This is a genomic window from Chitinivorax sp. PXF-14, assembly GCF_040812015.1.
GTDB lineage: Bacteria > Pseudomonadota > Gammaproteobacteria > Burkholderiales > SCOH01 > JBFNXJ01.
On the sequence record NZ_JBFNXJ010000001.1, the window covers coordinates 364284 to 384612 of the forward strand.

A 20329-nucleotide genomic window follows, 5' to 3' on the forward strand; every position below is an offset into this window, starting at 1 on the left:
GACCAGCATCAGCCCAGGCTGGTAACGGGGTCGGTGGGCTTTGCTTGGCGGGCGATGGCATGGATCTCCATGGTTCGCCGGCCCGCGTGCTTGTGCCGTGGCGGCGAAACGGAGGCTGTGCTGGTGGTGTGAGTGGGATGGGCCAGATTGCGCAATGCCGGCCAGGCGCGGTACCAGGGCCTACCGGCGAAGGCGCGCGCGCCTAGCGCTGGCCGCGTTCGATCGACACGCCGACGCGTTTCACGCCGCGCAGCATGCCGAGCTTGGCGACGCTGATCTTGACCCAGGGCGAGCCGAACTCGCTCATGATGACCTTGGCGATATGCTCGGCCAGCGCTTCGAGCAACAGGAAGTGCGTTTCGCTCAAGGTCTGGCGCAGACGATCCACCACTTCGCCGTAGTGTATGGTGTCGTCGATATTGTCGGTCTGGCAGGCGACGGTGCGCGGCAGGCCGATTTCCAGGTCGAGCTGCAGGGTCTGCGGGGCCTGGCGTTCCCATTCGTAGACACCGATCAGGGTGTCGATGCGGACTTCGTGAAGAAAGATGATATCCATCGGTCGGGGCGGCGGGCTCAGGCTGGCGTGCGCGTCGAGGGTTTGCCTTGGTGTTGCCCCGCGCCGCTTTGCCTTACAATCCAAAGCGATCAATTCTAAGGGATTTGCAATGCTCACGATAGCGTTCCTTGTTGTCGCCTATCTTCTCGGCTCATTGAGCTTCGCCGTGATCGTCAGCCGGCTGATGGGGCTGGCCGATCCACGCACCTTCGGGTCGAAAAACCCCGGTGCGACCAACGTGCTGCGCTCGGGCAACAAGGCCGCCGCGGCGTTCACCTTGCTGGGCGACGCGGTCAAGGGCTGGCTTGCCGTCTTCCTGGCGCAGCTTATCGCACCGCGTGTCGGCGCCGATGGCGCGGTCGTGCCGCTGTCCGCGCTTGCCGTCGTGGTCGGGCACATGTGGCCGATCTTCTTCCGCTTCAAGGGCGGCAAGGGCGTGGCGACGGCCGCCGGCGTACTGTTCGCGCTCAATCTCTGGGTGGGGCTCGGCACGCTGGGCGTCTGGCTCGGTGTCGTGCTGCTGCTGCGCATTTCCTCGCTCGCCGCCCTGTGCGCAGCCGTGGCCAGCCCGTTTCTGGCTGCCTGGCTGATTGGCGACGCGACGACGATAGGCGCGGTGGTGGTGATTGCCCTGCTGCTGATTCAACGCCATAAACGCAACATCCTCGACCTGCTCGCGGGCCGCGAGGGCAAGATCGGCGACCGGGCCAAGCCTGAGTAAGGCCGCCATCGCAGCGAAAAGCGCGCCGGGAGCGCGCTTTTTTCTCGCTTGCGTTTATACCCTATGGGGGTATAAGATAGTTGCATCGTATCGCCGAGAGACTGCAAGCCATGAACGCGCCGCTTCGCCACCTTTCACTGCCCATCGAGGGAATGACCTGTGCGGCCTGTGCTGCGCGCATCGAGAAGGTGCTGAATCGGCTGCCTGGGGTATCGGCGCATGTCAATTTTGCCTCCGAGACGGCCGAGATCGATGTGGCCGCGGGCGATACCACGGCCCAGGCCTGCATCGATTCGATCGGACGTGCAGGCTATGCCGTGCCGCAGGCACAAGCCGAACTGGCGATCGAGGGGATGACCTGCGCCGCCTGCGCGAGCCGTATCGAAAAGGTGCTGAACCGCCTGCCAAGCGTCAGCGCAACAGTCAATTTCGCCGCCGAAACGGCACGTATCACCTATACCCCCGGCCTGGTCGAGCCGGGCGCCTTTGATGCCGCGATTGCCAAGGCCGGCTATCGCGCACAAGCGATCGAAAAGCGCAGTACAAACGACACATCGGGCCAGCAGGACCGCTGGCTGCTGATCGGCGCGATCGCGCTGACGCTGCCGCTGGTCGCGCAGATGCTGGGGATGTTTGCCGGCTCGCACGCCATCATGCTGCCGGTGTGGCTGCAGGCCTTGCTGGCTACGCCCGTCCAATTCGTCGCCGGCTGGCGCTTCTACCGTGGGGCCTACAAGGCCCTGCGTGGCGGCTCGGCCAATATGGATGTGCTGGTCGCCATCGGTACCTCGGCCGCTTATGGCTTCAGCCTGTTCGCCTGGTGGTTTGCCGCGTCGCCCCATGTGTATTTCGAAGCCAGTGCCTCGGTGATCACGCTGGTGCTGCTCGGCAAGCTGCTCGAAGCCAATGCCAAACGCCGCACGCTTGAAGCACTCGAAGCGCTGGCGCGGCTCGCGCCGCAAACCGCGCATATCGAACGCGATGGCCATCTGGTCGAAGTCCCTGCCGCAAGCCTGCGGCATGGCGACCGCTTCGTGGTGCTGGCTGGCTCGGCGATACCGGTGGACGGTATCGTCACCGATGGTGAGGGCAGCGTCGACGAAGCCACGCTGACCGGTGAAAGCCTGCCTGTCGCCAAGCGCCGTGGCGACCCGGTGTTCGCCGCCACCTTGAACCAGGACCAGGTATTGCGCTGCGAAGCCACCCAGACCGGTGCCGACACGCAGTTCGCGCAGATCGTCAGGCTGACGCGCGAGGCCCAGGGCAGCCGTGCGCCGATCCAGCGCCTGGCGGACCAGGTATCGGCCGTGTTCGTGCCGGTGGTGCTGGTGATCAGCCTGCTCACACTCATCGTATGGTGGTGGCTGGCTGGTTTCGAAACGGCCCTGATCAACGCCGTGGCCGTGCTCGTGATCGCCTGCCCGTGTGCCCTGGGGCTCGCCACGCCGACGGCCGTCATCGTGGCGAGCGGGCTGGCTGCCCGCCATGGCATCCTGATCAAGAATGCCACCGCACTCGAGCATGCCGGCCGTATCGACGTGCTGGCGCTCGACAAGACGGGAACCCTGACCGAAGGCTCGCCACGCCTGGTCGACAGCCGCCTGCTAGGCGATGCGGCACGAATCTGGCAGTTGACGCTGACGCTCGCCGAGGCATCCACCCACCCCTTGTCGCAAGCACTGGCCGAGGCCGCACGTGCCCAGGGCGCCACGCCCCAGCCGGGCGTGGCTGTCAACAACGAGCTCGGAAAAGGCCTGTCCGCCAAGCTGGATGCGGCAGAGAGCAGCTACCGCCTCGGCGCGAGCAACTGGCTGGCGGAGCAGGGCGTCGCCGTCGATAGCGCCTTGATCGACGCCTGGCGCGCCAAGGGCTGGGCCGTCAGCGGGCTGGCCATCGGCGACCGATTGCTGGCCTGGTTTGCGCTTGCCGATGCGCTGCGGCCCGATTCCACCGCCGCTGTGGCACGGCTGCACGGCATGGGCGTCTCCACCTTGATGCTGACCGGCGACCACGCCACGGCTGCCGCCGCCATCGCAACTCAGGCAGGTGTGAAGGAATGGCGTGCGCAATTGCTGCCCGGCGACAAGACCCGCGCGGTGACTGCATTGCACGATGCCGGCAAGCATGTCGCCATGATCGGCGACGGCGTCAACGATGCCCCCGCGCTTGCGGCGGCCGACGTCAGCTTCGCCATCGGCGGTGGCGCCGATGCGGCGGTGGCCAGCGCGGACATCACGCTCAAGCGCGCCAACCTCAGCGCACTGGCCGATGCGATCGACTTGTCGCGGGCGGCCATGGCCAAGATCCGCCAGAACCTGTTCTTCGCCTTCATCTACAACGTGCTCGGCATACCGCTTGCGGCGCTGGGCATGCTGAGCCCGGTCATCGCCGGGCTGGCGATGGCCTTGAGTTCCGTATCGGTCGTCAGCAACTCGTTGTCGCTCAAGCGTTGGCGGCCGAGGGGCGACTGAGTCGCCGTCAATCAACTACCCAGGAGAACCCGTCATGAACGAATTGCAAATGAAAGTCAGCGGCATGAGCTGCGGCGGCTGCGTCAGCAGCGTGACCAAGGCACTGAAAGCCGTGCCCGGCGTCAGTGAAGTCGAGGTCGAGCTGGCCAGCGGCGCAGTGCATGTCACATTCGATGCCAGCCAGGCCGGCGCCGAGGCGCTACGCCAAGCTGTCGAGGATGCCGGCTATGACGTCGCCTGATGATCCGCACGAGGGCTGCTGCGACGCGGCCGAGCGGCAGACCATTCAGCCCCACAAGGCGCAGCTGCTCAAACGCCTGAAGCGGGTGGAGGGCCAGGTGCGCGGCATCGCCAACATGGTCGAAACCAATCGCTATTGCGTCGACATCCTGACCCAGATCCAGGCCGCACGCGCGGCCCTGGACGCCGTATCGCTGCAAATCCTGCAGGACCACCTGAAGGGCTGCGTCCAAAACGCCGTCAAGGAAGGAGAAGGCGAGCGGATGATCGAGGAAATGGCGTTGGTGCTGAGTAAATGGAAGGGATGAAGTATGGGCGAGGCTGCTTCATCGGTTAAAATGCGTAAACGTATGTTCGCTGCGTTGCCTGCCTGGGAGATTGGCGGGTAACTAACCGGCACACCCCGTTTGTGCCTCATTGATTCGAATGCTATACAATATTTGATAATATTGTATAGACATGGATGCTCTGTGACTCAGCCCCGCTACCAAGCCATCAAATCCTACCTGCTGCAGCGTATCCGTGATCAGATCTATGTCCCGGGCGGCAAGATTCCGCCCGAGGTGCTGCTGGCCGAACAGTTCGGGGTGAGCCGTATGACGGTAAACAAGGCGATCCGTGATCTGGTCGGGGATGGCCTGCTGGTGCGGTTTGCCGGCGATGGCACCTATGTAGCCGATACGCGTGCCGAATCGCCGCTGTTGTCGGTGTGCAGCATTGCCGGCGAGATTCGCCGCCGCGGCCACCAGTATTCGAACGATATCGTGTTCCTGCGGGAAGAGGTGGTCGATGACGCGGTGGCGCTGCGGCTGGGGGTCAAGGTCGGCAGCAAGGTGTTCCATTCGCTGATCGTGCACAAGGAGGACGGGACGCCGATCCAGCTCGAGGACCGTTATCTGAATCCGCGCTGGGTACCGCATTATCTCGAACAGGATTTTTCGAAGATCACCCCTAATGAGTACCTGACCCAGGCGTGCCCGCTGTCTGACATCGAACACATCGTCGAGGCCATCGTGCCGAGCGATGAGGAGTTGGAACTACTCGAAATCGAGGCGGGCGAGCCGTGCCTGCTGGTGCATCGCCGTACCTGGTCGAGCGATCGGCTGGTGAGCTTTGCCCGCCTGACCCATCCCGGCTCCCGCTACAAGCTGCGTTCGCAGGTGCATGTCGACGTCTGAGCATGCCTTGTCGATGCCTGTGCCAAGGCATCATTCGATCCAGCTGGTCTGACTGACAAGGGCGTCGCAATATGCGGCGCCCTTTTTCATTGCCCGCTTGCCCTGAGCGGGCGACCCGGGGGGCATCTGCTGCCGGGTATTGCCTGATGCGCCTTCCAGCCCGCCGCGGCTGGAGACATGCCGCCCCCACTGCGCAATTTTCCCTGCTTCACCTTGACGTCGCATGTATTGCCATTTAATGTATATACAAATGAATTGAAAGTTAGACATTTTATGCGCGCCGACTTGCCAATTGCCTATGACCGTGTCTGGTTGAACGCCCGTCTCATTGACGATGGCGAGGTCGGCGGTACGGCCTGCGCGATTTTTGCAAGCGCGGGCCGGGTGGCGGCGATATTGCCGATGGCGGCGCTAGCCGATGTCCCGATGGAGCGCGCGAGCGATCTGCAGGGGGCGTGGGTCAGCGCGGTATTGATCGATTGCCACACCCATCTGGTATACGGCGGTAGCCGCGCCGAAGAATGGGCGCTGCGGCTTGCCGGCCTGCCTTATGCCGAGATCGCCAGACGTGGCGGCGGCATCGTGTCGACTGTGCGGGCGACCCGGACGCTGTCCGACGATGCCTTGCTGGAAGCCGCGATGCCGCGTGCGCAGGCGCTGGCGGCCGAGGGCGTGGGTTGTATCGAGATCAAATCCGGCTACGGGCTGACGCTCGCGGATGAGCTGAAGATGTTGCGCGTGGCCCGGCGCGTGGGGGAGCAGGCCAGGGTCGAGGTGTCGGCCACGTTGCTCGCTGCGCATACGGTGCCGCCCGAGTTCGCCGGGCGTGCCGACGACTACGTGACGCTGATCTGCGAGGAGATCATCCCCGCCGCGGCCGAAGGCGGCTTGGCCGAGGCTGTCGACGTGTTCTGCGAGCGCATCGGCTTCTCACTGGCCCAGACCGAGCGCATCTATGCGGCGGCGCAAGCGCATGGCCTGGCGATCAAGGGCCATATGGAGCAGCTGTCGAATCTGCACGGCAGCGAGCTGGCCGCGCGCTGTGGTGCCTGGTCGGTCGATCATCTGGAATATCTGGACGAGGCGGGCATTGCCGCGCTGGCGGCGCGTGGCACGGTGGCGGTGCTGCTGCCGGGTGCCTTCTACTTCCTGCGCGAACAGCAGTTGCCGCCTGTGGCCGCGCTGCGCGCGGCAGGGGTGCCGATGGCGCTGGCGACGGATTGCAACCCGGGCACCAGCCCGTTTGCCTCGCTGCGCATGATGCTGAACCTCGGCTGTACGCTGTTTGGCCTGACACCACAGGAGGCGCTGGCCGGCGTCACCCGCCACGCCGCACGGGCGCTGGGCCGCAGCGACCGGCTCGGCACGCTGGCGGTCGGCAAGGAGGCGAGCTTCTGCGTATGGGATATCGAACACCCGGCCGGGCTGGCCTACCAGCTTGGCGTCAACCCCCTGAAACAGCGCGTCTGGCGCGGAGAGGCCGTCTAAATGTGGAACCGACCTGATATGGCGATCTGGCAGGGCCGCGTCGACGACGAAGAACACGGCGATAGCCGGCGCTGGCATCAGCTGGTGCTGCCGGCGAGCGAGGGCGTGGCGCCGGGCGTGGCGCTGCTCGGCTTCGCCTGTGATGAGGGGGTGCGCCGCAACCATGGCCGGCCCGGTGCGCGCCAGGCGCCCATGGCGATCCGCGCGGCATTGGCCAATCTGGCCTGGCACCACCCGCAGCCGCTCTACGATGCGGGCGATGTGGCATGCGAGGGCGAGGCGCTGGAAGCCGCCCATGCCGAATTGTCGGCGCATGTCGGCAGCCTGCTTGCGGCGGGGCATCGGCCGCTGGTGCTCGGTGGCGGGCACGAGGTGGCGTTCGGCTCATTTGTCGGTCTGGCGGACTACCTTGCCAACCAAGTGCCTACGGCGCGCGTTGGCATTCTGAACCTCGATGCGCATTTCGACTTGCGTCAGGCCGCGCAGGCCAATTCCGGTACGCCGTTCCGGCAGATCGCCGAGGACTGCGCGCGGCGCGGCTGGCCCTTCCACTACGCCTGTTTCGGCGTCGCCGAGCCTTCCAACACCGAGGCGCTGTTCGAGCGGGCGCGAGCGCTGGGCGTGGCGTTCCGGCTGGACGAACAAATGTCCGTGGCACAACTGCCCGAGGCCCTGTCTGCGGTCCAGGCATTTGTCGCTGGTGTCGATCATCTCTATCTGACCATCGATCTCGATGTCCTGCCTGCCTGGCAGGCACCCGGCGTCAGCGCGCCGGCGCCCCGTGGCGTCGCGCTCGAAGTGGTCGAGGCGATCATTGACATGGTCAAGGCGAGCGGGAAATTGCGTCTGGCCGATCTGGCCGAGCTCAACCCCACCCAGGACATCGATTCGCGCACGGCAAAGACCGCCGCGCGGCTGGTATACCGCCTGGCCAAGTAGCCGGGCTGCGAGCGCCGCCGGACAAGGCCCCGCGCGGCCCCGAGAGGCGCTTGGCAGTTGGCCTGCAGGCCAGGCCCGATGATGCAACCGTGGTGCTGCCCCGAGCGGCGCCCAACAACAGGAGACAACCCATGAGCTTTACCCGCCACGACCCCAAACGCGTCATCCGTGCCCCGCGCGGCAGCGAGCTGAGCTGCAAGAGCTGGCTGACCGAGGCGCCATTCCGCATGCTCCAGAACAACCTGGACCCGGACGTGGCCGAGCGTCCGGAGGACCTGGTCGTCTACGGTGGCATCGGCCGCGCGGCGCGCTCGTGGGAGTGCTACGACAAGATTCTCGAGGTGCTCAAGCGCCTCGACGACGACCAGACGCTGCTGATCCAGTCCGGCAAGCCGGTCGGCGTGTTCCCGACCCATGCCGACGCGCCGCGTGTGCTGCTCGCCAATTCCAACCTGGTGCCGCACTGGGCCAACTGGGAGCATTTCAACGAGCTCGATAAAAAGGGCCTGATGATGTACGGCCAGATGACGGCCGGCTCGTGGATCTACATCGGCTCGCAGGGCATCGTGCAAGGGACGTACGAGACCTTTGCCGCCGTCGCCAAGCAGCATTTCGGTGGTGTCGCGCAGGGCAAGTGGATACTCACCGGCGGCCTTGGCGGCATGGGCGGTGCGCAGCCGCTGGCCGGCGTGATGGCTGGCTTCAACGTGCTGGCCGTCGAGTGTGACGAAACCCGCATCGACTTCCGTCAGCGCACCCGCTATGTCGATTTCAAGGCCAAAACGCTCGACGAGGCGCTGGCGATCATCAACGAGGCCAACGCATCGGGCAAGGCGATCTCGGTCGGCCTGCTCGGCAACGCGGTCGATGTGTTCGGCGAGCTGGTCAGGCGCGGCATCACGCCCGACGTGGTGACCGACCAGACCAGTGCGCATGATCCACTCAACGGCTACCTGCCGCAGGGATGGACGATGCAGGACTGGAAGGCCCGCCGCGACAGCGATCCGGCCGGGGTGGTGAAGGCGGCCAAGGCCTCGATGGCGGTGCAGGTGCGCGCGATGCTGGCCTTGCAGGAGCGCGGTGCGGCAACGCTCGACTATGGCAACAACATCCGCCAGATGGCGCTGGAAGAGGGCGTGCAGAATGCCTTCGATTTCCCTGGCTTCGTGCCGGCCTATATCCGGCCACTGTTCTGCGAAGGCATCGGCCCCTTCCGCTGGGTGGCGCTGTCCGGCGACCCGGAGGACATCTACAAGACCGATGCCAAGGTGAAGGAGCTGATCCCCGACGACCCGCACCTGCACAACTGGCTCGACATGGCGCGCGAGCGCATCGCCTTCCAGGGCCTGCCGGCGCGCATCTGCTGGGTCGGGCTGAAAGACCGCGCCCGGCTTGGTCTGGCGTTCAACGAGATGGTGAAGAACGGCGAGCTGAAGGCACCGATCGTCATCGGCCGCGACCACCTCGATTCGGGTTCGGTGGCGAGCCCCAACCGCGAGACTGAGAGCATGATGGATGGTTCCGACGCGGTGTCTGACTGGCCGCTGCTGAACGCGCTGTTGAATACCGCTGGCGGCGCGACCTGGGTATCGCTGCACCACGGCGGCGGCGTGGGCATGGGGTTCAGTCAGCACGCCGGCGTGGTCATCGTCTGCGATGGCAGCGATGCCGCGGCGAAGCGCGTGGGCCGGGTGTTGCGCAACGACCCCGCCACCGGCGTGATGCGCCATGCCGACGCGGGCTACGCCATCGCGAAACAGTCCGCCCGCGAGAATGGCCTCGATCTGCCGATGCTGTAAGCCGGGGCGGGCGGGCTATACCTACTCTGGTTCGTCCGGCCTGCATTCTGCTACGTGCCATCTGGGCCACGGCCGATACGGCCATGAATCGATTCAAGCATGTCGGGCCAGCGCCCGACCGACAGGGATAACAGCGACATGAACCAATTCCAGATCAAACCGGGCCAGCTCACCCTGGCCGCCCTACGCCGAGTCTGGCGCGCACCCCTCCAACTGAGCCTCGACCCCGCCAGCCACGCCGCCATCGACAGCTCCGCCGCCACGGTGGCGCGTGTGCTGTCCGAGGGCCGCGTGGTCTACGGCATCAACACCGGCTTCGGCCTGCTGGCGAACACCCGCATCGCCGAAAACGACCTGGAGCTGCTGCAGCGCTCCATCGTGCTGTCGCACGCGGCCGGTGTCGGCGACATGATGCGCGAGGCGACGGTGAGGCTGATGCTGGTGCTGAAGATCAACTCGCTGGCGCGGGGTTTCTCCGGCATCCGCCGCGAAGTGATCGAGGCGATGATCAGGCTGGTCAACGCCGAAGTCTACCCGGTCATCCCGCAGAAGGGCTCGGTCGGCGCATCGGGCGATCTGGCGCCGTTAGCCCACATGGCCTGTGTGCTGATCGGCGAGGGTGAGGTGACTTACCATGGCGAACGCCTGTCCGGCGCGGCCGGTATGAAGATCGCCGGCCTCGCACCGATCACGCTGGCGCCGAAGGAAGGCCTGGCGCTGCTCAACGGCACGCAGGCATCGACGGCGTTCGCGCTCGAAGGCCTGTTCGCCGCCGAAGACCTGTTCGCCGCCGGCGTCGTCACCGGCGCGCTATCGGTCGAGGCCGCGCAGGGCTCACGCACGCCGTTCGATGACCGCATTCATCAGGTGCGCGGCCACGCTGGCCAGATCGATGTGGCGACGGCCTACCGCAAGCTGCTCGACCATTCCGAGATCGAGCATTCGCACGAACACTGCGGCAAGGTGCAGGACCCGTATTCGCTGCGTTGCCAGCCGCAGGTGATGGGCGCCTGCCTGACGCAGATCCGCAACTCGGCGGCCATCCTGCTGACCGAGGCGAATTCGGTCTCGGATAATCCGCTGGTGTTTGCCGGCGACAACGACATCCTATCCGGTGGCAATTTCCACGCCGAGCCGGTGGCGTTCGCCGCCGACAACCTGGCGTTGGCGATCGCCGAGATCGGCTCGTTGTCCGAGCGCCGCATGGCGCTGCTGATCGACAGCAAGCTGTCGGGCCTGCCGCCCTTCCTGGTCGATAACGGCGGGGTCAACTCGGGCTTCATGATCGCGCAGGTGACGGGGGCCGCACTGGCCTCGGAGAACAAGACGCTGGCGCACCCGGCCTCGGTCGATAGCCTGCCGACCTCGGCCAACCAGGAAGACCACGTCTCGATGGCCACTTTCGCCGGTCGCCGCCTGCGCGATATGGCGGACAACACGGCGGGCATCCTGGCGGTGGAGCTGTTGGCGGCCTGCCAGGGGGTCGATTTCCGCGCGCCGCTGAAGACGTCGGCGGAGCTGGAGCAGGCCAAGGCACTGCTGCGCGCCCGCGTGTCGTTCTACGACAAGGACCGCTATTTCGCGCCCGATATCGAGAAGGCGAAAGACCTGATCCAGCAGGGCGGCTACGATCGTTTCCTGCAGGATGGGCTGTTGCCGTCGCTGTAAGGAGGAGGGGGGCAATTCTTGCCGAAAGGGAGGTTGAATTTCGAGCTTTTTGCCTAGGTGAAAAGCTCGAAAAGCCAAGCCTGACAAGGGTTTGCCCCCATATCGCTGTTTCCCGCTGAGGCGTTAATATTTGTGCGCTGCACAAAATGCGCACTTTGATCAACGCCTCACAAGGGGAACAAAATGGAAGACAATCTGCTGGTCCTTGAAACCCCGATTCGTCGTGGTGCCTATATCGGCCGAGTGTTCAAGCGTTTCAGCGGCGTGCGCGCCGAATTGCTGCTTGATCTCGATGGCCGTACCGAAACCGTCGCCAAGGGCGGTCGTTTCCCGAGTGTGGATGCAGCTTGCGCCTGGTTGCGCAATCGTCCGGAACTCGGCGAGCAAGCCCGTATCGCGGCCTGATCCAGGCAGCAACCCACTATCCTCGAGCGAGCGGCGGTAACCCGCGTCTTTCCCTGGTGAGAGACGACGAGGTGTCACGCACTCCCTGCGAGGATGTTTTTTTCGTGTTGCGATGCAGTACTGCGGCCGGCTTAGCGCTTGCTACATCCGGTAGGTGCTGAACACGTAGCGGGGCGATTGTCCCATCAGCCGCAAGAACTGCTCTCCGTCAATGCGCACGAGCTGGCAGTGATCGCCGGCCTCGAAGTAGACATCCGGTTGTTCGAGCAGGCTGTAATCGACGACCGTGGGCAGCCCGTAGGGTTCGCCAAATGGCGGGATGGCACCTGGCTCGCAGTCGTAGAACAGATAGGCCACCTCATCCTCGGTGGCGATCCGGTAGCGGTGGTGCAGTTGCTCCGACAACTGTTCGACCGACACCTTGCGGTCCGCCGGCAATACCGCGACCAGATAATGCTCCCCGTCTGACAGCAGTACACATTTCGCCACGCGGTGCGGCGAGATCTGGGCGGTGCGTGCCGATGCGCGGCTGGTGTCGGTGTGGGGATGGTCAATGAGCTGGAAATGAGTCTGGTGGCTGTCGAGAAACTGCTGCAGGGTGGGCGCGAGCGACATGGGATGACTCCGGGAAGTGCACTTGGGCACTTTGGGTATAGCCCATTTCCACTTCAATACAAGCTGCTCGATATAAAAACATCAACATAATCAATGCATTGTATTTGTGTTGTGGAATATACGAACACGTGCACAGCCGATCGGGCGGGCAAAATCCGTGCCCTGTGGATTTCGCCAATCTGTGGATAACTTTGTGGAAGTATTTTTGGAATCGGCTTTGTCAAGCCACTCTTGGCTTGTCAAGAGTGTGTGCTCTATTTTTCGTTATAATTTTTGTCTTTAATAATCAGTGACTTGTGATGGCCGCCAATTGTTGCTCTGACGCTGGGTGAACGTCCGGCAGGGATCATGCAGAAGTGGATAAGTCAAGCTGATGTGCGGGAAGTAATATGGCCGTTACATTGCTGTAACGGCCATGTCATCTTGCCATCATCGGCGCGCAACCTGCGCAGGGCAAATTAGCGCTTTGCGGCGTCCGGCAGCAGGATGTTGAGTTCGAGTACCTCGTAGTTGTCCTGCTTCTCCAGCGATACCTTGATATCGTCCTGGTTGACGCTGATGTACTTCGAGATCACTGCGATCAGCTCTTCCTTGAGTTGCGGCAGATAATCCGGCGCCGGCCCCATGCGGCCAGCCCGTTCGTGGGCCAGGATGATCTGCAGACGTTCTTTGGCGACTTGTGCGCTGGGCTGCTTGCGGCCGAGCAAATAATCGAGAAACGACATGATCAGCCCCCGAACAGACGTTTCAGGAAGCCGGGCTTCTGATAGTCGGTGAAGCGCAGCGGCCGGTCTTCGCCAAGGAAGCGGGACACGACATCCTTGTAGGCTTCGGCGACATCGGAGCCATTCATGTGGATCGCCGGGGTGCCGGCATTCGAGGCCTGCAGTACCGTTTCGGATTCCGGAATCACACCGATCAGCGGAATGCGCAGGATTTCCTGCACGTCGGCGAGCGACAGCATTTCGCCTTCATCGACGCGCTTGGGCGAATAGCGTGTCAGCAACAGGTGGGTTTTCACTGTCTCACCCTTCTCCGCGCGGCGGCTCTTCGCATCGAGAATGCCGAGGATGCGGTCGGAGTCGCGCACCGAGCTGACTTCCGGGTTGGTGACGACCAGCGCCTCGTCGGCGAAATACAACGCCATCAGCGCGCCGGTTTCGATGCCGGCGGGCGAATCGCAGACGATGTAGTCGAAGCCGTCATTCGCCAGCTCGTTCAATACCGTCTCGACGCCTTCACGCGTCAGGGCATCCTTGTCGCGCGTCTGCGAGGCAGGCAGCACGTACAGGTTGTCGCAATGCTTGTCGCGAATCAGCGACTGTTTGAGCGACGATTCCTTGTTGATCACGTTGATCAGGTCATACACCACGCGGCGTTCGCAACCCATGATGAGGTCGAGATTGCGCAGGCCCACGTCGAAATCGATGACGACGGTTTTCTTGCCGCGCAGGGCGAGGCCGGACGAGAAGCTGGCGCTGGAGGTGGTTTTGCCCACACCACCCTTGCCGGAGGTGACGACTACAATTTTTGCCACGATGAATCCTTAAGAAAAAACTTGCTTACCGTTACAACGACGCAATCATCAGCTTGTCGCCGTCGAGATAGATTTGGGCCGGTTTGCCCCGGAATTCTTTGCCCCAGTCGTGCTCGAAGGTGCGGTAGATACCGGCGATCGACACCAGTTCCGCTTCGAGGCTCAGGGTGAAAATACGTGCCGTGGTGTCACCGCGGACTCCGGCCAGCGCACGGCCCCGCAAAGGGCCATAAACGCTGATATTGCCGTCGGCGAGCACTTCGCCCCCCGCGCTGACCATGTCGCGTACGATCAGGTCGCCATGGCGGGCGTAGCTCTGCTGCCCGGTGCGCACTGGCTTGTCGACGATACGGCTGCCCGCTGGCGTGACGGTTTCCGCCGGTGCCGTAGCGGTTGGCGCAGGTGCGGTTGGCTCCGGCTCGGCTGGTGCCGCGCTCGCAGCGTCATTCGCAGATCTGGCCGGTGCTTCACCTGCGCCGCCGGCGATGAGGCCGAGGCCGGCTGCCAGCGCGGCAGCTTGCTGTGCCGGCGTGCCGTTGCGCACGGCAACAGTCACCGCACCATGCCGCTTGAGTGTGTCCTTGAGTGCGCCAAAATCGATCGAATCTGCCTGCTCGACGAGCGTCAGGTCCGCTACCACCGGGTCGTTGTCGAAAAAGCCGGGGGTGCGGGCTAGCTTGCCGTCCAGATCGGCTTGCACCTCAGCCCAGTTGGCCGATTTCAGCCAGAGTACGATCAGGCTGAAGGGCTCGCTCTTGAACTCGAAGCTGGTTGGCTGGGTGGGGGACGGGCGAGCAGGACGTACCGAAGCGGTCATTATTCTAGTAATCGTTATAATTCAATGATTTGGCGTGAGGCCGGAATCGGCCCGGTCAGCGCTGGAGTTTACCGTTTATCCACAGGTCATTCAAGGCGCTTTGCGGGGGCGTTGCCACACCAACATGCGGTTGTTGGACGGCATGGCATGGTCTGCAACCGCCGCCAGTCCGTGGCTTGCAGCCAGTTGATGCAGCGTGTCGGCATCGCGCAAGCCGCTGTCGGGCCCATAGGCCTGTTTGAGCCATCGGTCGAATTCGGCATTGCTGGCGGAGGTGTACTGGCCGCCATAGTTGAATGGCCCGTAGACCATGAACAAGCCGTGTTGCGGAAGGCAACGCGCAACGCCCGCAAACAGGCGCGATACCAGTGGCCAGGAGACGATATGGCAGGTGTTGGCGGTGAATACATGGTCGCAAGCCAGGTCCTGCCAATGGGCCGTGCCGATGTCGAGCGCGAGTGGCGCGCGTAGATTCGGGGCACCCGCCTCGTGCCGCCAGGCCTCGATGCCGGCATGATGATGAGGTAGATCGCTGGGCTGCCAGACGATGTGCGGCAGTGCGCGGGCAAACGTTGCCGCGTGCTGACCGGTGCCGCTGCCGATTTCCAGTACGGTGGCAGGGTGTTGCAGGTGGCGCGAGATAAGCTGCAAGATCGGCTGGCTGTTGCGTTCGCAGGCTTCGGAATAGGGCTTGTCCACCATGATGCGTATTCTGTGGATAACTTTGTGGGGAAACTGACTGGGTGAAACGTTGTGTTGTTGGGACACGCAAGTTCTGTGCCGGGCAGGAAACTTGCTGTATCTAATATTCAATTAAAAACAATAAGTTGAGCGTTTCCGCATGCGGCTCGAAGCCGTGCCATTCCTGATGTGGCTCACGCCCAAAACAGTGGATAAGTCAAGACAAAATGGGCTGCCCGCGATGCGACGGGCAGCCCATTGATTTTGCTGCGCTTTTGCGTTGCTCAGAATACCTTCCAGAACGGCTTGCTGTCCTTCTCTCCGGTCAGGTAGCGGCTCTGTGGGTAATTCTTGGCCAGCACACGGCGTGTGTCGTCGCGCAGCGTCGGCTGCTGCAGCGCATCGTAGCCTTCAATCATGACGACCAGCGCCTCCTCGACCGACGGGGTCTGCGGGTAGTTCTTGAGTACGTCGGCAGCCCGGTTGACGGCGGCCAGCGGTGCCTGGCGGGCCAGGTAGTAGCGGGCCACGTGCACTTCATGGGCGGCAAGGCCGTTGACCAGCTTGTTCATGCGCTCGACCGCATCGGGCGAATACTTGCTGTTGGGGAAGCGCTGCACCAGCTCCTTGAAGGCATCGAACGATTCGCGGCTCGACTTGGGGTCGCGCTCGGTCATGTCCTGCTGGTTGATCTTCGATAGGAGACCGTCGTCCTCCAAGTAGTTGACGATGCCTTTCAGATAGTAGGCATAGTCGACATTGGGGTGCGTCGGGTGCATCTTGATGAAGCGGTCGCACGCGGCGATGGCCAGGGCCGGTTCACCGTCCTTGTATTGCGCGTAGGCGATCTCAAGCTGCGCCTGCTGGGCGTAGCGGCCATAGGGGTAGCGTGCTTCGAGCTTTTCGAACAGCTGGATCGAACGCTGGATATTGCCATTGTCGAGCGCTTCTTTCGCCTCGGCATAGATCTGGTCCGGGCCCCACTTGGCGGTCTCGTCCTGCTGTTCCGGCAACAGGCCGCAAGCGGTGAGCAGGGTCAAACTCAGGATTGCGGCGCGGCTTAGGGTTACAATACGCTTCATGATGCCTTCCGATATGAATCCCGACGATTATAACCGAAACGACACCGACGACGCCGACAGCGTCTCCAGTTCGGTGCCGGACGATTGTGCCGGTCAGCGCTTCGATCAGGCGCTCGCCAAGATGTTCCCCGATTATTCCAGAAGCCGCCTGCAAGGCTGGCTCAAGGATGGCCATATCCTGCTCGACGGCAAGCAGGTTGACGGCAAGACCAAGGTATGGGGCGGCGAACAGGTCGAGATGGCGCCGCAGCTGCTGCCCGACGAGCTGGCCTTCGTGCCGCAGGATGTGCCGCTCGACATCCTGTATGAAGACGACACCTTGCTGATCCTCGACAAGGTGGCCGGCCTGGTGGTGCACCCCGGCAGCGGCAACTGGGACGGTACGGTGCTCAACGGCCTGCTGTACCGCTTCCCCGAACTCAAGCATGTGCCGCGCGCCGGCATCGTGCACCGGCTCGACAAGGAAACCAGCGGCCTGATGGTCGTGGCCAGAACCCTGCCGGCCCAGCTCAACCTGGTGCAGCAACTAGCCGCCCGCACCGTCAAACGCGAATATGTCGCGGTGGCGCAGGGGCTGGTACGCGCCGGCGGCACGGTGGATGCGCCGATTGGCCGGCATAGCCGTGACCGCACCAAGATGGCGGTCACCGCCTATGGCAAGCCGGCGATCACCCACTACTCGGTGCTCGAACATTACCGCTGTCACACGCTGATCAAATGCCGGCTCGAGACCGGGCGGACGCACCAGATCCGCGTGCATATGGCGCACATCGGCCATCCGCTTGCCGGCGACCCGGTCTACGGCGGCCAGCCGCCGCGTGGCATGACCCCCGAGCTATACCAGGCGGCGTCCCAATTGGGGCGCCAGGCCTTGCATGCGCGCAAGCTCGGTTTGATTCACCCTGCGACGGGCAAGCCGATGAGCTGGCGCTCGCCAATTCCTGTCGACCTGCAGGCGCTGATCGACTATCTGCGCGCCGACATCCGCGGCGAAACCGAAGACTACGACGATGACTGGGACGACGACGAATATGATGTCGATGTCGTCTACACACCCTGAGTGCGGCATGAGCGAACCGAAGCTGATCAAACCCGAGTGGCCCGCGCCAGCGAATGTCGCGGCGCTGTTTTCGACACGGCTGGGCGGGGCCAGCCAGGCGCCGTTCACGAGCTTCAACCTGGGGCTGCATGTCGGTGACGAGCCCGCGCATGTCGCGGCCAATCGCGCCGCGCTGCGGCAACTGTTGCCCGGCGAGCCGGTCTGGTTGAACCAGGTGCACGGTACGCACGTCGTCGATGCGGACGGCCACCCGTCCACCCCGGATGCCGACGCCAGTGTTGCCCGGCAGCCCGGCACCGTCTGCGCGGTGATGACGGCCGACTGCCTGCCGGTCTTGCTGTGCGACCGTGCCGGCTGCGTGGTGGCGGCCGCCCATGCGGGATGGCGCGGGTTGCTCAATGGTGTGCTCGAGCAGACGGTGGATGCCATGGGCGCCCCCCCTGAACAGTTGATGGCATGGCTCGGGCCGGCCATCGGGCCCGATGCGTTCGAAGTCGGGGCCGAAGTGCGGGAGGCATTCGTGGCGCTCGACCCGGCGGCCGACGACGGCTTCGAGCCGATCCCGGAGGGCAAGTACCTGGCCGACATCTACCTGTTGGCGCGCCAGCGGCTGCGCCGGATGGGGGTTACCGACATTCACGGTGGCGAGCACTGCACCGTGATAGAACGCGAACGCTTCTTTTCCTATCGCCGCGACGGCCGCACGGGCCGTATGGCGGCGCTGATCTGGCTGCGCCCCCAGGGCTGAGCCGCTGTCACAGCATGGGCGGCATCCTGCCGTGGCCCCTGTTCATGGCTTGGGCGGTGTCTCACCATCGCCTGCCTGCGGTGTGGGCTGTTCGGGCGTGCGCCGCCGGCGGCGCGCGGATGAGCCGGTCAGCCAATACAGCACGACCGTCAGAAACACCCCGAAGAAGAGAAACTTGAACACGCCATCGATTACCGTGTCACTCGCCGCAGCGTAGATCAATACCACATAAAGCCATCCGATCAGGACGATATATCGCATCTGCAAAAAATCCTTGGAAAATGCCGTTTTTTCGCTCGGAAACGGCATTAGGGTAAACGATAACTTATTAATTTATTAAGTGTTTCTTATTTTGCGGGTGCAATAAAATTTCTGTAAAACGACTGCGCAATACTCTTCAGTTGCGCTATGATCAGCGCTGAACCTGAGGTTCAACTCTAATAATCCGTTGCATTGCAGCATAATATTTTGGGGAGACAGTCAACGTGGCATCCGATTCGAACGGCGCGGTTCTGGATAAACTGTTCGAGACCATTACCGCCAGCAACAAACAGTGGGTGGAGCAATTCGTCAACACCGTGACCCCCACGCAACCCGAACCACAAGAGCAGTTCTACCCCAATCTGATTTCCAGCCTGGTCCAAAATACCTCGCACCTGGTCGAAAAACAGGGCGAATTCTACAAGCAGCAGATGGATCTGTGGCTCAACATGCTCGGCGGCCAGGTGCGTGGCGCCGATCGCCGTGGCGAAGTGCGCCCAGGCAGCGCCGATCGCCGCTTCAACGCCCCGGAGTGGGAACAATACCCGCTGTTCGGCTACATCAAGCAATACTATCTGCTGACCTCCCAGTGGCTGACCGATCTGGTCGAAGGCGCCGAGCTCGAGCACGATGCCAAGGAGCGCGCGCTGTTCTTCACCAAGCAGTATATCGACGCGCTGAGCCCGACCAACTTCCCGCTGACCAACCCCGAAGTGCTCAAGCTCGCGCTCGAGACCAACGGGCAGAGCCTGGCCGAGGGCCTAAAGAATCTCGCCGAGGACATGGAGAAGGGCCACATCTCGCTGACCGACGAGTCGCTGTTCGAGGTGGGGCGCAATGTGGCGGTCACTCCCGGCCAGGTGGTGTTCGAGAACGAGCTGATCCAGCTGATCCAGTACACGCCGACCGCAGAGCAGGTCTACGAGCGGCCGCTGCTGGTGATCCCGCCGGCCGTCAACAAGTTTTACCTGATGGACCTGCAGCCTGATAACTCCTATGTTCGCTACATGGTCGAGCGCGGCTACAACACTTTCCTCATCTCGTGGAAGAACATCGGCCCCGAGCTTGGCCATTTGACCTGGGACGATTATGTCGAGAAGGGCATCTTCGCGGCGACCGAGGCGATCAAGTCCATCGGCAAGGTGGAAAAAATCAATGCGCTCGGCTTCTGCGTGGGCGGCGTGATTCTGGCCACCGCACTGGCGGTCGCCAAGGCGCGCGGGCTCGACTGGTACGAGTCGGCAACGCTGATGACGGTGATGGTCGACCACTCGGACCCGGGCGACATCAAGAACTTCATCGACGAGAACCTGGTCAAGAGCCGTGAGGCGCGCCTGGCGCAAGGTGGCGTGATCAGCGGCAAGGAGATTGCGCGCACCTTCTCGTCGCTGCGCTCGAACGACCTGATCTGGAACTACGTCGTCAACAACTACCTCAAGGGCAAGACACCGCCGCCGTTCGACCTGCTGTACTGGAACAACGACTCGGCCAACCTGCCGCTGCCGATGCATACCTTCTTCCTGCGCAATATGTACATGAAGAATGCACTGACCAAGTCCGGCGAGACCGAGCTGTGCGGCGTGAAGATCGACATGAAGTCGGTGACCTTGCCGGTTTATAATTTCGCCGCGCGCGAAGACCATATCGTGCCGTGGAAGACCGCCTACAAGTCGAACTTCCTGCTGGGTGGCCCGGTGCGCTATGTGCTCGGGGCGTCCGGCCACATTGCCGGCTCGATCAACCCGGTCAAGCTCGGCAAGCGTAATTATTGGGTCAACGATCAACTGCCGGAAGATCCCGAAGCCTGGCTCGCCGGCGCTGAATCGAAGCCCGGCAGCTGGTGGGCCGATTGGGATGCCTGGCTGGCGCCGCAATCCGGCGCGCTGGTGGCTGCCCCGAAGGCCCTGGGCAACCGCAGCTACAAGCCGATCGAACCGGCCCCCGGCCGCTACGTCAAAGAGAAGGCAGTGAAAGTCTGATTCAGCCCGCGCGCGGGTGGTGGCCGTGCTGGCCGCCGCCGTGCCGGACTGCAAGTTCATCACGAGATACCGTGGCTGGCATGC

General features: G+C 63.3%; 21 protein-coding genes. 13 read left to right on the forward strand and 8 right to left on the reverse strand.

What is annotated here, in order from left to right; translation table 11 throughout:
* Positions 1–202: 202 nt before the first annotated feature.
* Positions 203–556, reverse strand: a complete 354-nt coding sequence (folB, locus tag ABWL39_RS01695) for a dihydroneopterin aldolase (protein ID WP_367786567.1) — start codon at positions 554–556, stop codon at positions 203–205.
* 109 nt (positions 557–665) lie between these two features.
* Between folB and plsY the strand changes: the two genes are divergently transcribed.
* The 10 genes from plsY to ABWL39_RS01745 all read left to right on the forward strand — a co-directional run bounded on the left by plsY (position 666) and on the right by ABWL39_RS01745 (position 11465).
* Complete coding sequence (gene plsY / locus ABWL39_RS01700; protein WP_367786568.1) at positions 666–1277, forward strand: glycerol-3-phosphate 1-O-acyltransferase PlsY; 612 nt, start codon at positions 666–668, stop codon at positions 1275–1277.
* A 110-nt stretch (positions 1278–1387) separates the two neighbouring features.
* Positions 1388–3748, forward strand: coding sequence for a heavy metal translocating P-type ATPase (locus tag ABWL39_RS01705; RefSeq protein ID WP_367786569.1), 2361 nt, complete (start codon positions 1388–1390; stop codon positions 3746–3748).
* Positions 3749–3782: 34 nt separating this feature from the next.
* Positions 3783–3989 (forward strand): heavy-metal-associated domain-containing protein, encoded by a 207-nt coding sequence (locus tag ABWL39_RS01710; RefSeq protein ID WP_367786570.1) that lies wholly within the window; start codon positions 3783–3785, stop codon positions 3987–3989.
* Positions 3976–4296: a metal-sensitive transcriptional regulator gene (locus ABWL39_RS01715; RefSeq protein WP_367786572.1), complete on the forward strand. Its 321-nt coding sequence runs from the start codon at positions 3976–3978 to the stop codon at positions 4294–4296. The genes ABWL39_RS01710 and ABWL39_RS01715 overlap by 14 nt, the downstream gene beginning before the upstream one ends.
* Before the next feature lie 162 nt (positions 4297–4458).
* On the forward strand, positions 4459–5166 hold the full coding sequence (hutC, locus tag ABWL39_RS01720; protein WP_367786574.1) for a histidine utilization repressor: 708 nt from the start codon (positions 4459–4461) through the stop codon (positions 5164–5166).
* Positions 5167–5439: 273 nt separating this feature from the next.
* A complete protein-coding gene (gene hutI / locus ABWL39_RS01725) occupies positions 5440–6654 on the forward strand; it encodes an imidazolonepropionase (protein ID WP_367786576.1) in 1215 nt (404 codons plus the stop codon).
* Positions 6655–7593, forward strand: coding sequence for a formimidoylglutamase (hutG, locus tag ABWL39_RS01730; protein ID WP_367786578.1), 939 nt, complete (start codon positions 6655–6657; stop codon positions 7591–7593).
* 131 nt (positions 7594–7724) lie between these two features.
* The gene (gene hutU, locus ABWL39_RS01735; protein ID WP_367786580.1) at positions 7725–9392 is read left to right on the forward strand and encodes a urocanate hydratase; all 1668 of its coding nucleotides are present in this window, start codon (positions 7725–7727) and stop codon (positions 9390–9392) included.
* A gap of 138 nt (positions 9393–9530) precedes the next feature.
* A complete protein-coding gene (gene hutH, locus ABWL39_RS01740; protein ID WP_367786582.1) occupies positions 9531–11060 on the forward strand; it encodes a histidine ammonia-lyase in 1530 nt (509 codons plus the stop codon).
* 183 nt (positions 11061–11243) lie between these two features.
* Entirely contained in the window at positions 11244–11465 is a 222-nt protein-coding gene (locus ABWL39_RS01745; RefSeq protein ID WP_367786584.1) for a hypothetical protein, read from the forward strand.
* Positions 11466–11606: 141 nt separating this feature from the next.
* Here the strand turns inward: ABWL39_RS01745 and ABWL39_RS01750 are convergent, their stop codons facing one another.
* The 6 genes from ABWL39_RS01750 to ABWL39_RS01775 form a co-directional block, all read right to left on the reverse strand.
* Positions 11607–12080 carry an aminoacyl-tRNA deacylase gene (locus ABWL39_RS01750; RefSeq protein ID WP_367786586.1) on the reverse strand — a complete coding sequence of 158 codons (474 nt, stop codon included), beginning with the start codon at positions 12078–12080 and terminating at the stop codon, positions 11607–11609.
* 458 nt (positions 12081–12538) lie between these two features.
* Entirely contained in the window at positions 12539–12805 is a 267-nt protein-coding gene (gene minE, locus ABWL39_RS01755; protein ID WP_367786588.1) for a cell division topological specificity factor MinE, read from the reverse strand.
* A gap of 2 nt (positions 12806–12807) precedes the next feature.
* On the reverse strand, positions 12808–13617 hold the full coding sequence (minD, locus tag ABWL39_RS01760) for a septum site-determining protein MinD (protein WP_367786590.1): 810 nt from the start codon (positions 13615–13617) through the stop codon (positions 12808–12810).
* Between the two features lie 31 nt (positions 13618–13648).
* A complete protein-coding gene (gene minC / locus ABWL39_RS01765) occupies positions 13649–14434 on the reverse strand; it encodes a septum site-determining protein MinC (RefSeq protein ID WP_367786591.1) in 786 nt (261 codons plus the stop codon).
* 90 nt (positions 14435–14524) lie between these two features.
* A complete protein-coding gene (locus ABWL39_RS01770; RefSeq protein ID WP_367786593.1) occupies positions 14525–15136 on the reverse strand; it encodes a DUF938 domain-containing protein in 612 nt (203 codons plus the stop codon).
* Between the two features lie 263 nt (positions 15137–15399).
* A complete protein-coding gene (locus ABWL39_RS01775; RefSeq protein WP_367786595.1) occupies positions 15400–16197 on the reverse strand; it encodes an outer membrane protein assembly factor BamD in 798 nt (265 codons plus the stop codon).
* Positions 16198–16210: 13 nt separating this feature from the next.
* Between ABWL39_RS01775 and rluD the strand changes: the two genes are divergently transcribed.
* Positions 16211–17257 carry a 23S rRNA pseudouridine(1911/1915/1917) synthase RluD gene (gene rluD, locus ABWL39_RS01780; RefSeq protein WP_367786596.1) on the forward strand — a complete coding sequence of 349 codons (1047 nt, stop codon included), beginning with the start codon at positions 16211–16213 and terminating at the stop codon, positions 17255–17257.
* 7 nt (positions 17258–17264) lie between these two features.
* Entirely contained in the window at positions 17265–18005 is a 741-nt protein-coding gene (gene pgeF, locus ABWL39_RS01785) for a peptidoglycan editing factor PgeF (protein WP_367786598.1), read from the forward strand.
* Between the two features lie 42 nt (positions 18006–18047).
* On the opposite strand, the gene ABWL39_RS01790 is transcribed toward pgeF, so the two are convergent.
* Complete coding sequence (locus tag ABWL39_RS01790; protein ID WP_367786600.1) at positions 18048–18314, reverse strand: hypothetical protein; 267 nt, start codon at positions 18312–18314, stop codon at positions 18048–18050.
* Positions 18315–18490: 176 nt separating this feature from the next.
* On the opposite strand from ABWL39_RS01790, the gene ABWL39_RS01795 reads away from it, so the two are divergent.
* Positions 18491–20245, forward strand: coding sequence for a PHA/PHB synthase family protein (locus ABWL39_RS01795; RefSeq protein WP_367786602.1), 1755 nt, complete (start codon positions 18491–18493; stop codon positions 20243–20245).
* The last annotated feature ends 84 nt before the right edge of the window (positions 20246–20329 follow it).

Coding starts and splice junctions, on each gene's coding strand:
- hutU (WP_367786580.1), top strand. CDS start 7,725: ATGAGCTTTACCCGCCACGACCCCAAACGCGTCATCCGTGCCCCGCGC.
- rluD (WP_367786596.1), top strand. CDS start 16,211: ATGAATCCCGACGATTATAACCGAAACGACACCGACGACGCCGACAGC.
- hutG (WP_367786578.1), top strand. CDS start 6,655: ATGTGGAACCGACCTGATATGGCGATCTGGCAGGGCCGCGTCGACGAC.
- ABWL39_RS01770 (WP_367786593.1), bottom strand. CDS start 15,136: ATGGTGGACAAGCCCTATTCCGAAGCCTGCGAACGCAACAGCCAGCCG.
- hutH (WP_367786582.1), top strand. CDS start 9,531: ATGAACCAATTCCAGATCAAACCGGGCCAGCTCACCCTGGCCGCCCTA.
- folB (WP_367786567.1), bottom strand. CDS start 556: ATGGATATCATCTTTCTTCACGAAGTCCGCATCGACACCCTGATCGGT.
- minE (WP_367786588.1), bottom strand. CDS start 12,805: ATGTCGTTTCTCGATTATTTGCTCGGCCGCAAGCAGCCCAGCGCACAA.
- hutI (WP_367786576.1), top strand. CDS start 5,440: ATGCGCGCCGACTTGCCAATTGCCTATGACCGTGTCTGGTTGAACGCC.
- ABWL39_RS01745 (WP_367786584.1), top strand. CDS start 11,244: ATGGAAGACAATCTGCTGGTCCTTGAAACCCCGATTCGTCGTGGTGCC.
- ABWL39_RS01710 (WP_367786570.1), top strand. CDS start 3,783: ATGAACGAATTGCAAATGAAAGTCAGCGGCATGAGCTGCGGCGGCTGC.
- minC (WP_367786591.1), bottom strand. CDS start 14,434: ATGACCGCTTCGGTACGTCCTGCTCGCCCGTCCCCCACCCAGCCAACC.
- ABWL39_RS01750 (WP_367786586.1), bottom strand. CDS start 12,080: ATGTCGCTCGCGCCCACCCTGCAGCAGTTTCTCGACAGCCACCAGACT.
- ABWL39_RS01715 (WP_367786572.1), top strand. CDS start 3,976: ATGACGTCGCCTGATGATCCGCACGAGGGCTGCTGCGACGCGGCCGAG.
- ABWL39_RS01775 (WP_367786595.1), bottom strand. CDS start 16,197: ATGAAGCGTATTGTAACCCTAAGCCGCGCCGCAATCCTGAGTTTGACC.
- plsY (WP_367786568.1), top strand. CDS start 666: ATGCTCACGATAGCGTTCCTTGTTGTCGCCTATCTTCTCGGCTCATTG.
- ABWL39_RS01705 (WP_367786569.1), top strand. CDS start 1,388: ATGAACGCGCCGCTTCGCCACCTTTCACTGCCCATCGAGGGAATGACC.
- pgeF (WP_367786598.1), top strand. CDS start 17,265: ATGAGCGAACCGAAGCTGATCAAACCCGAGTGGCCCGCGCCAGCGAAT.
- ABWL39_RS01790 (WP_367786600.1), bottom strand. CDS start 18,314: ATGCCGTTTCCGAGCGAAAAAACGGCATTTTCCAAGGATTTTTTGCAG.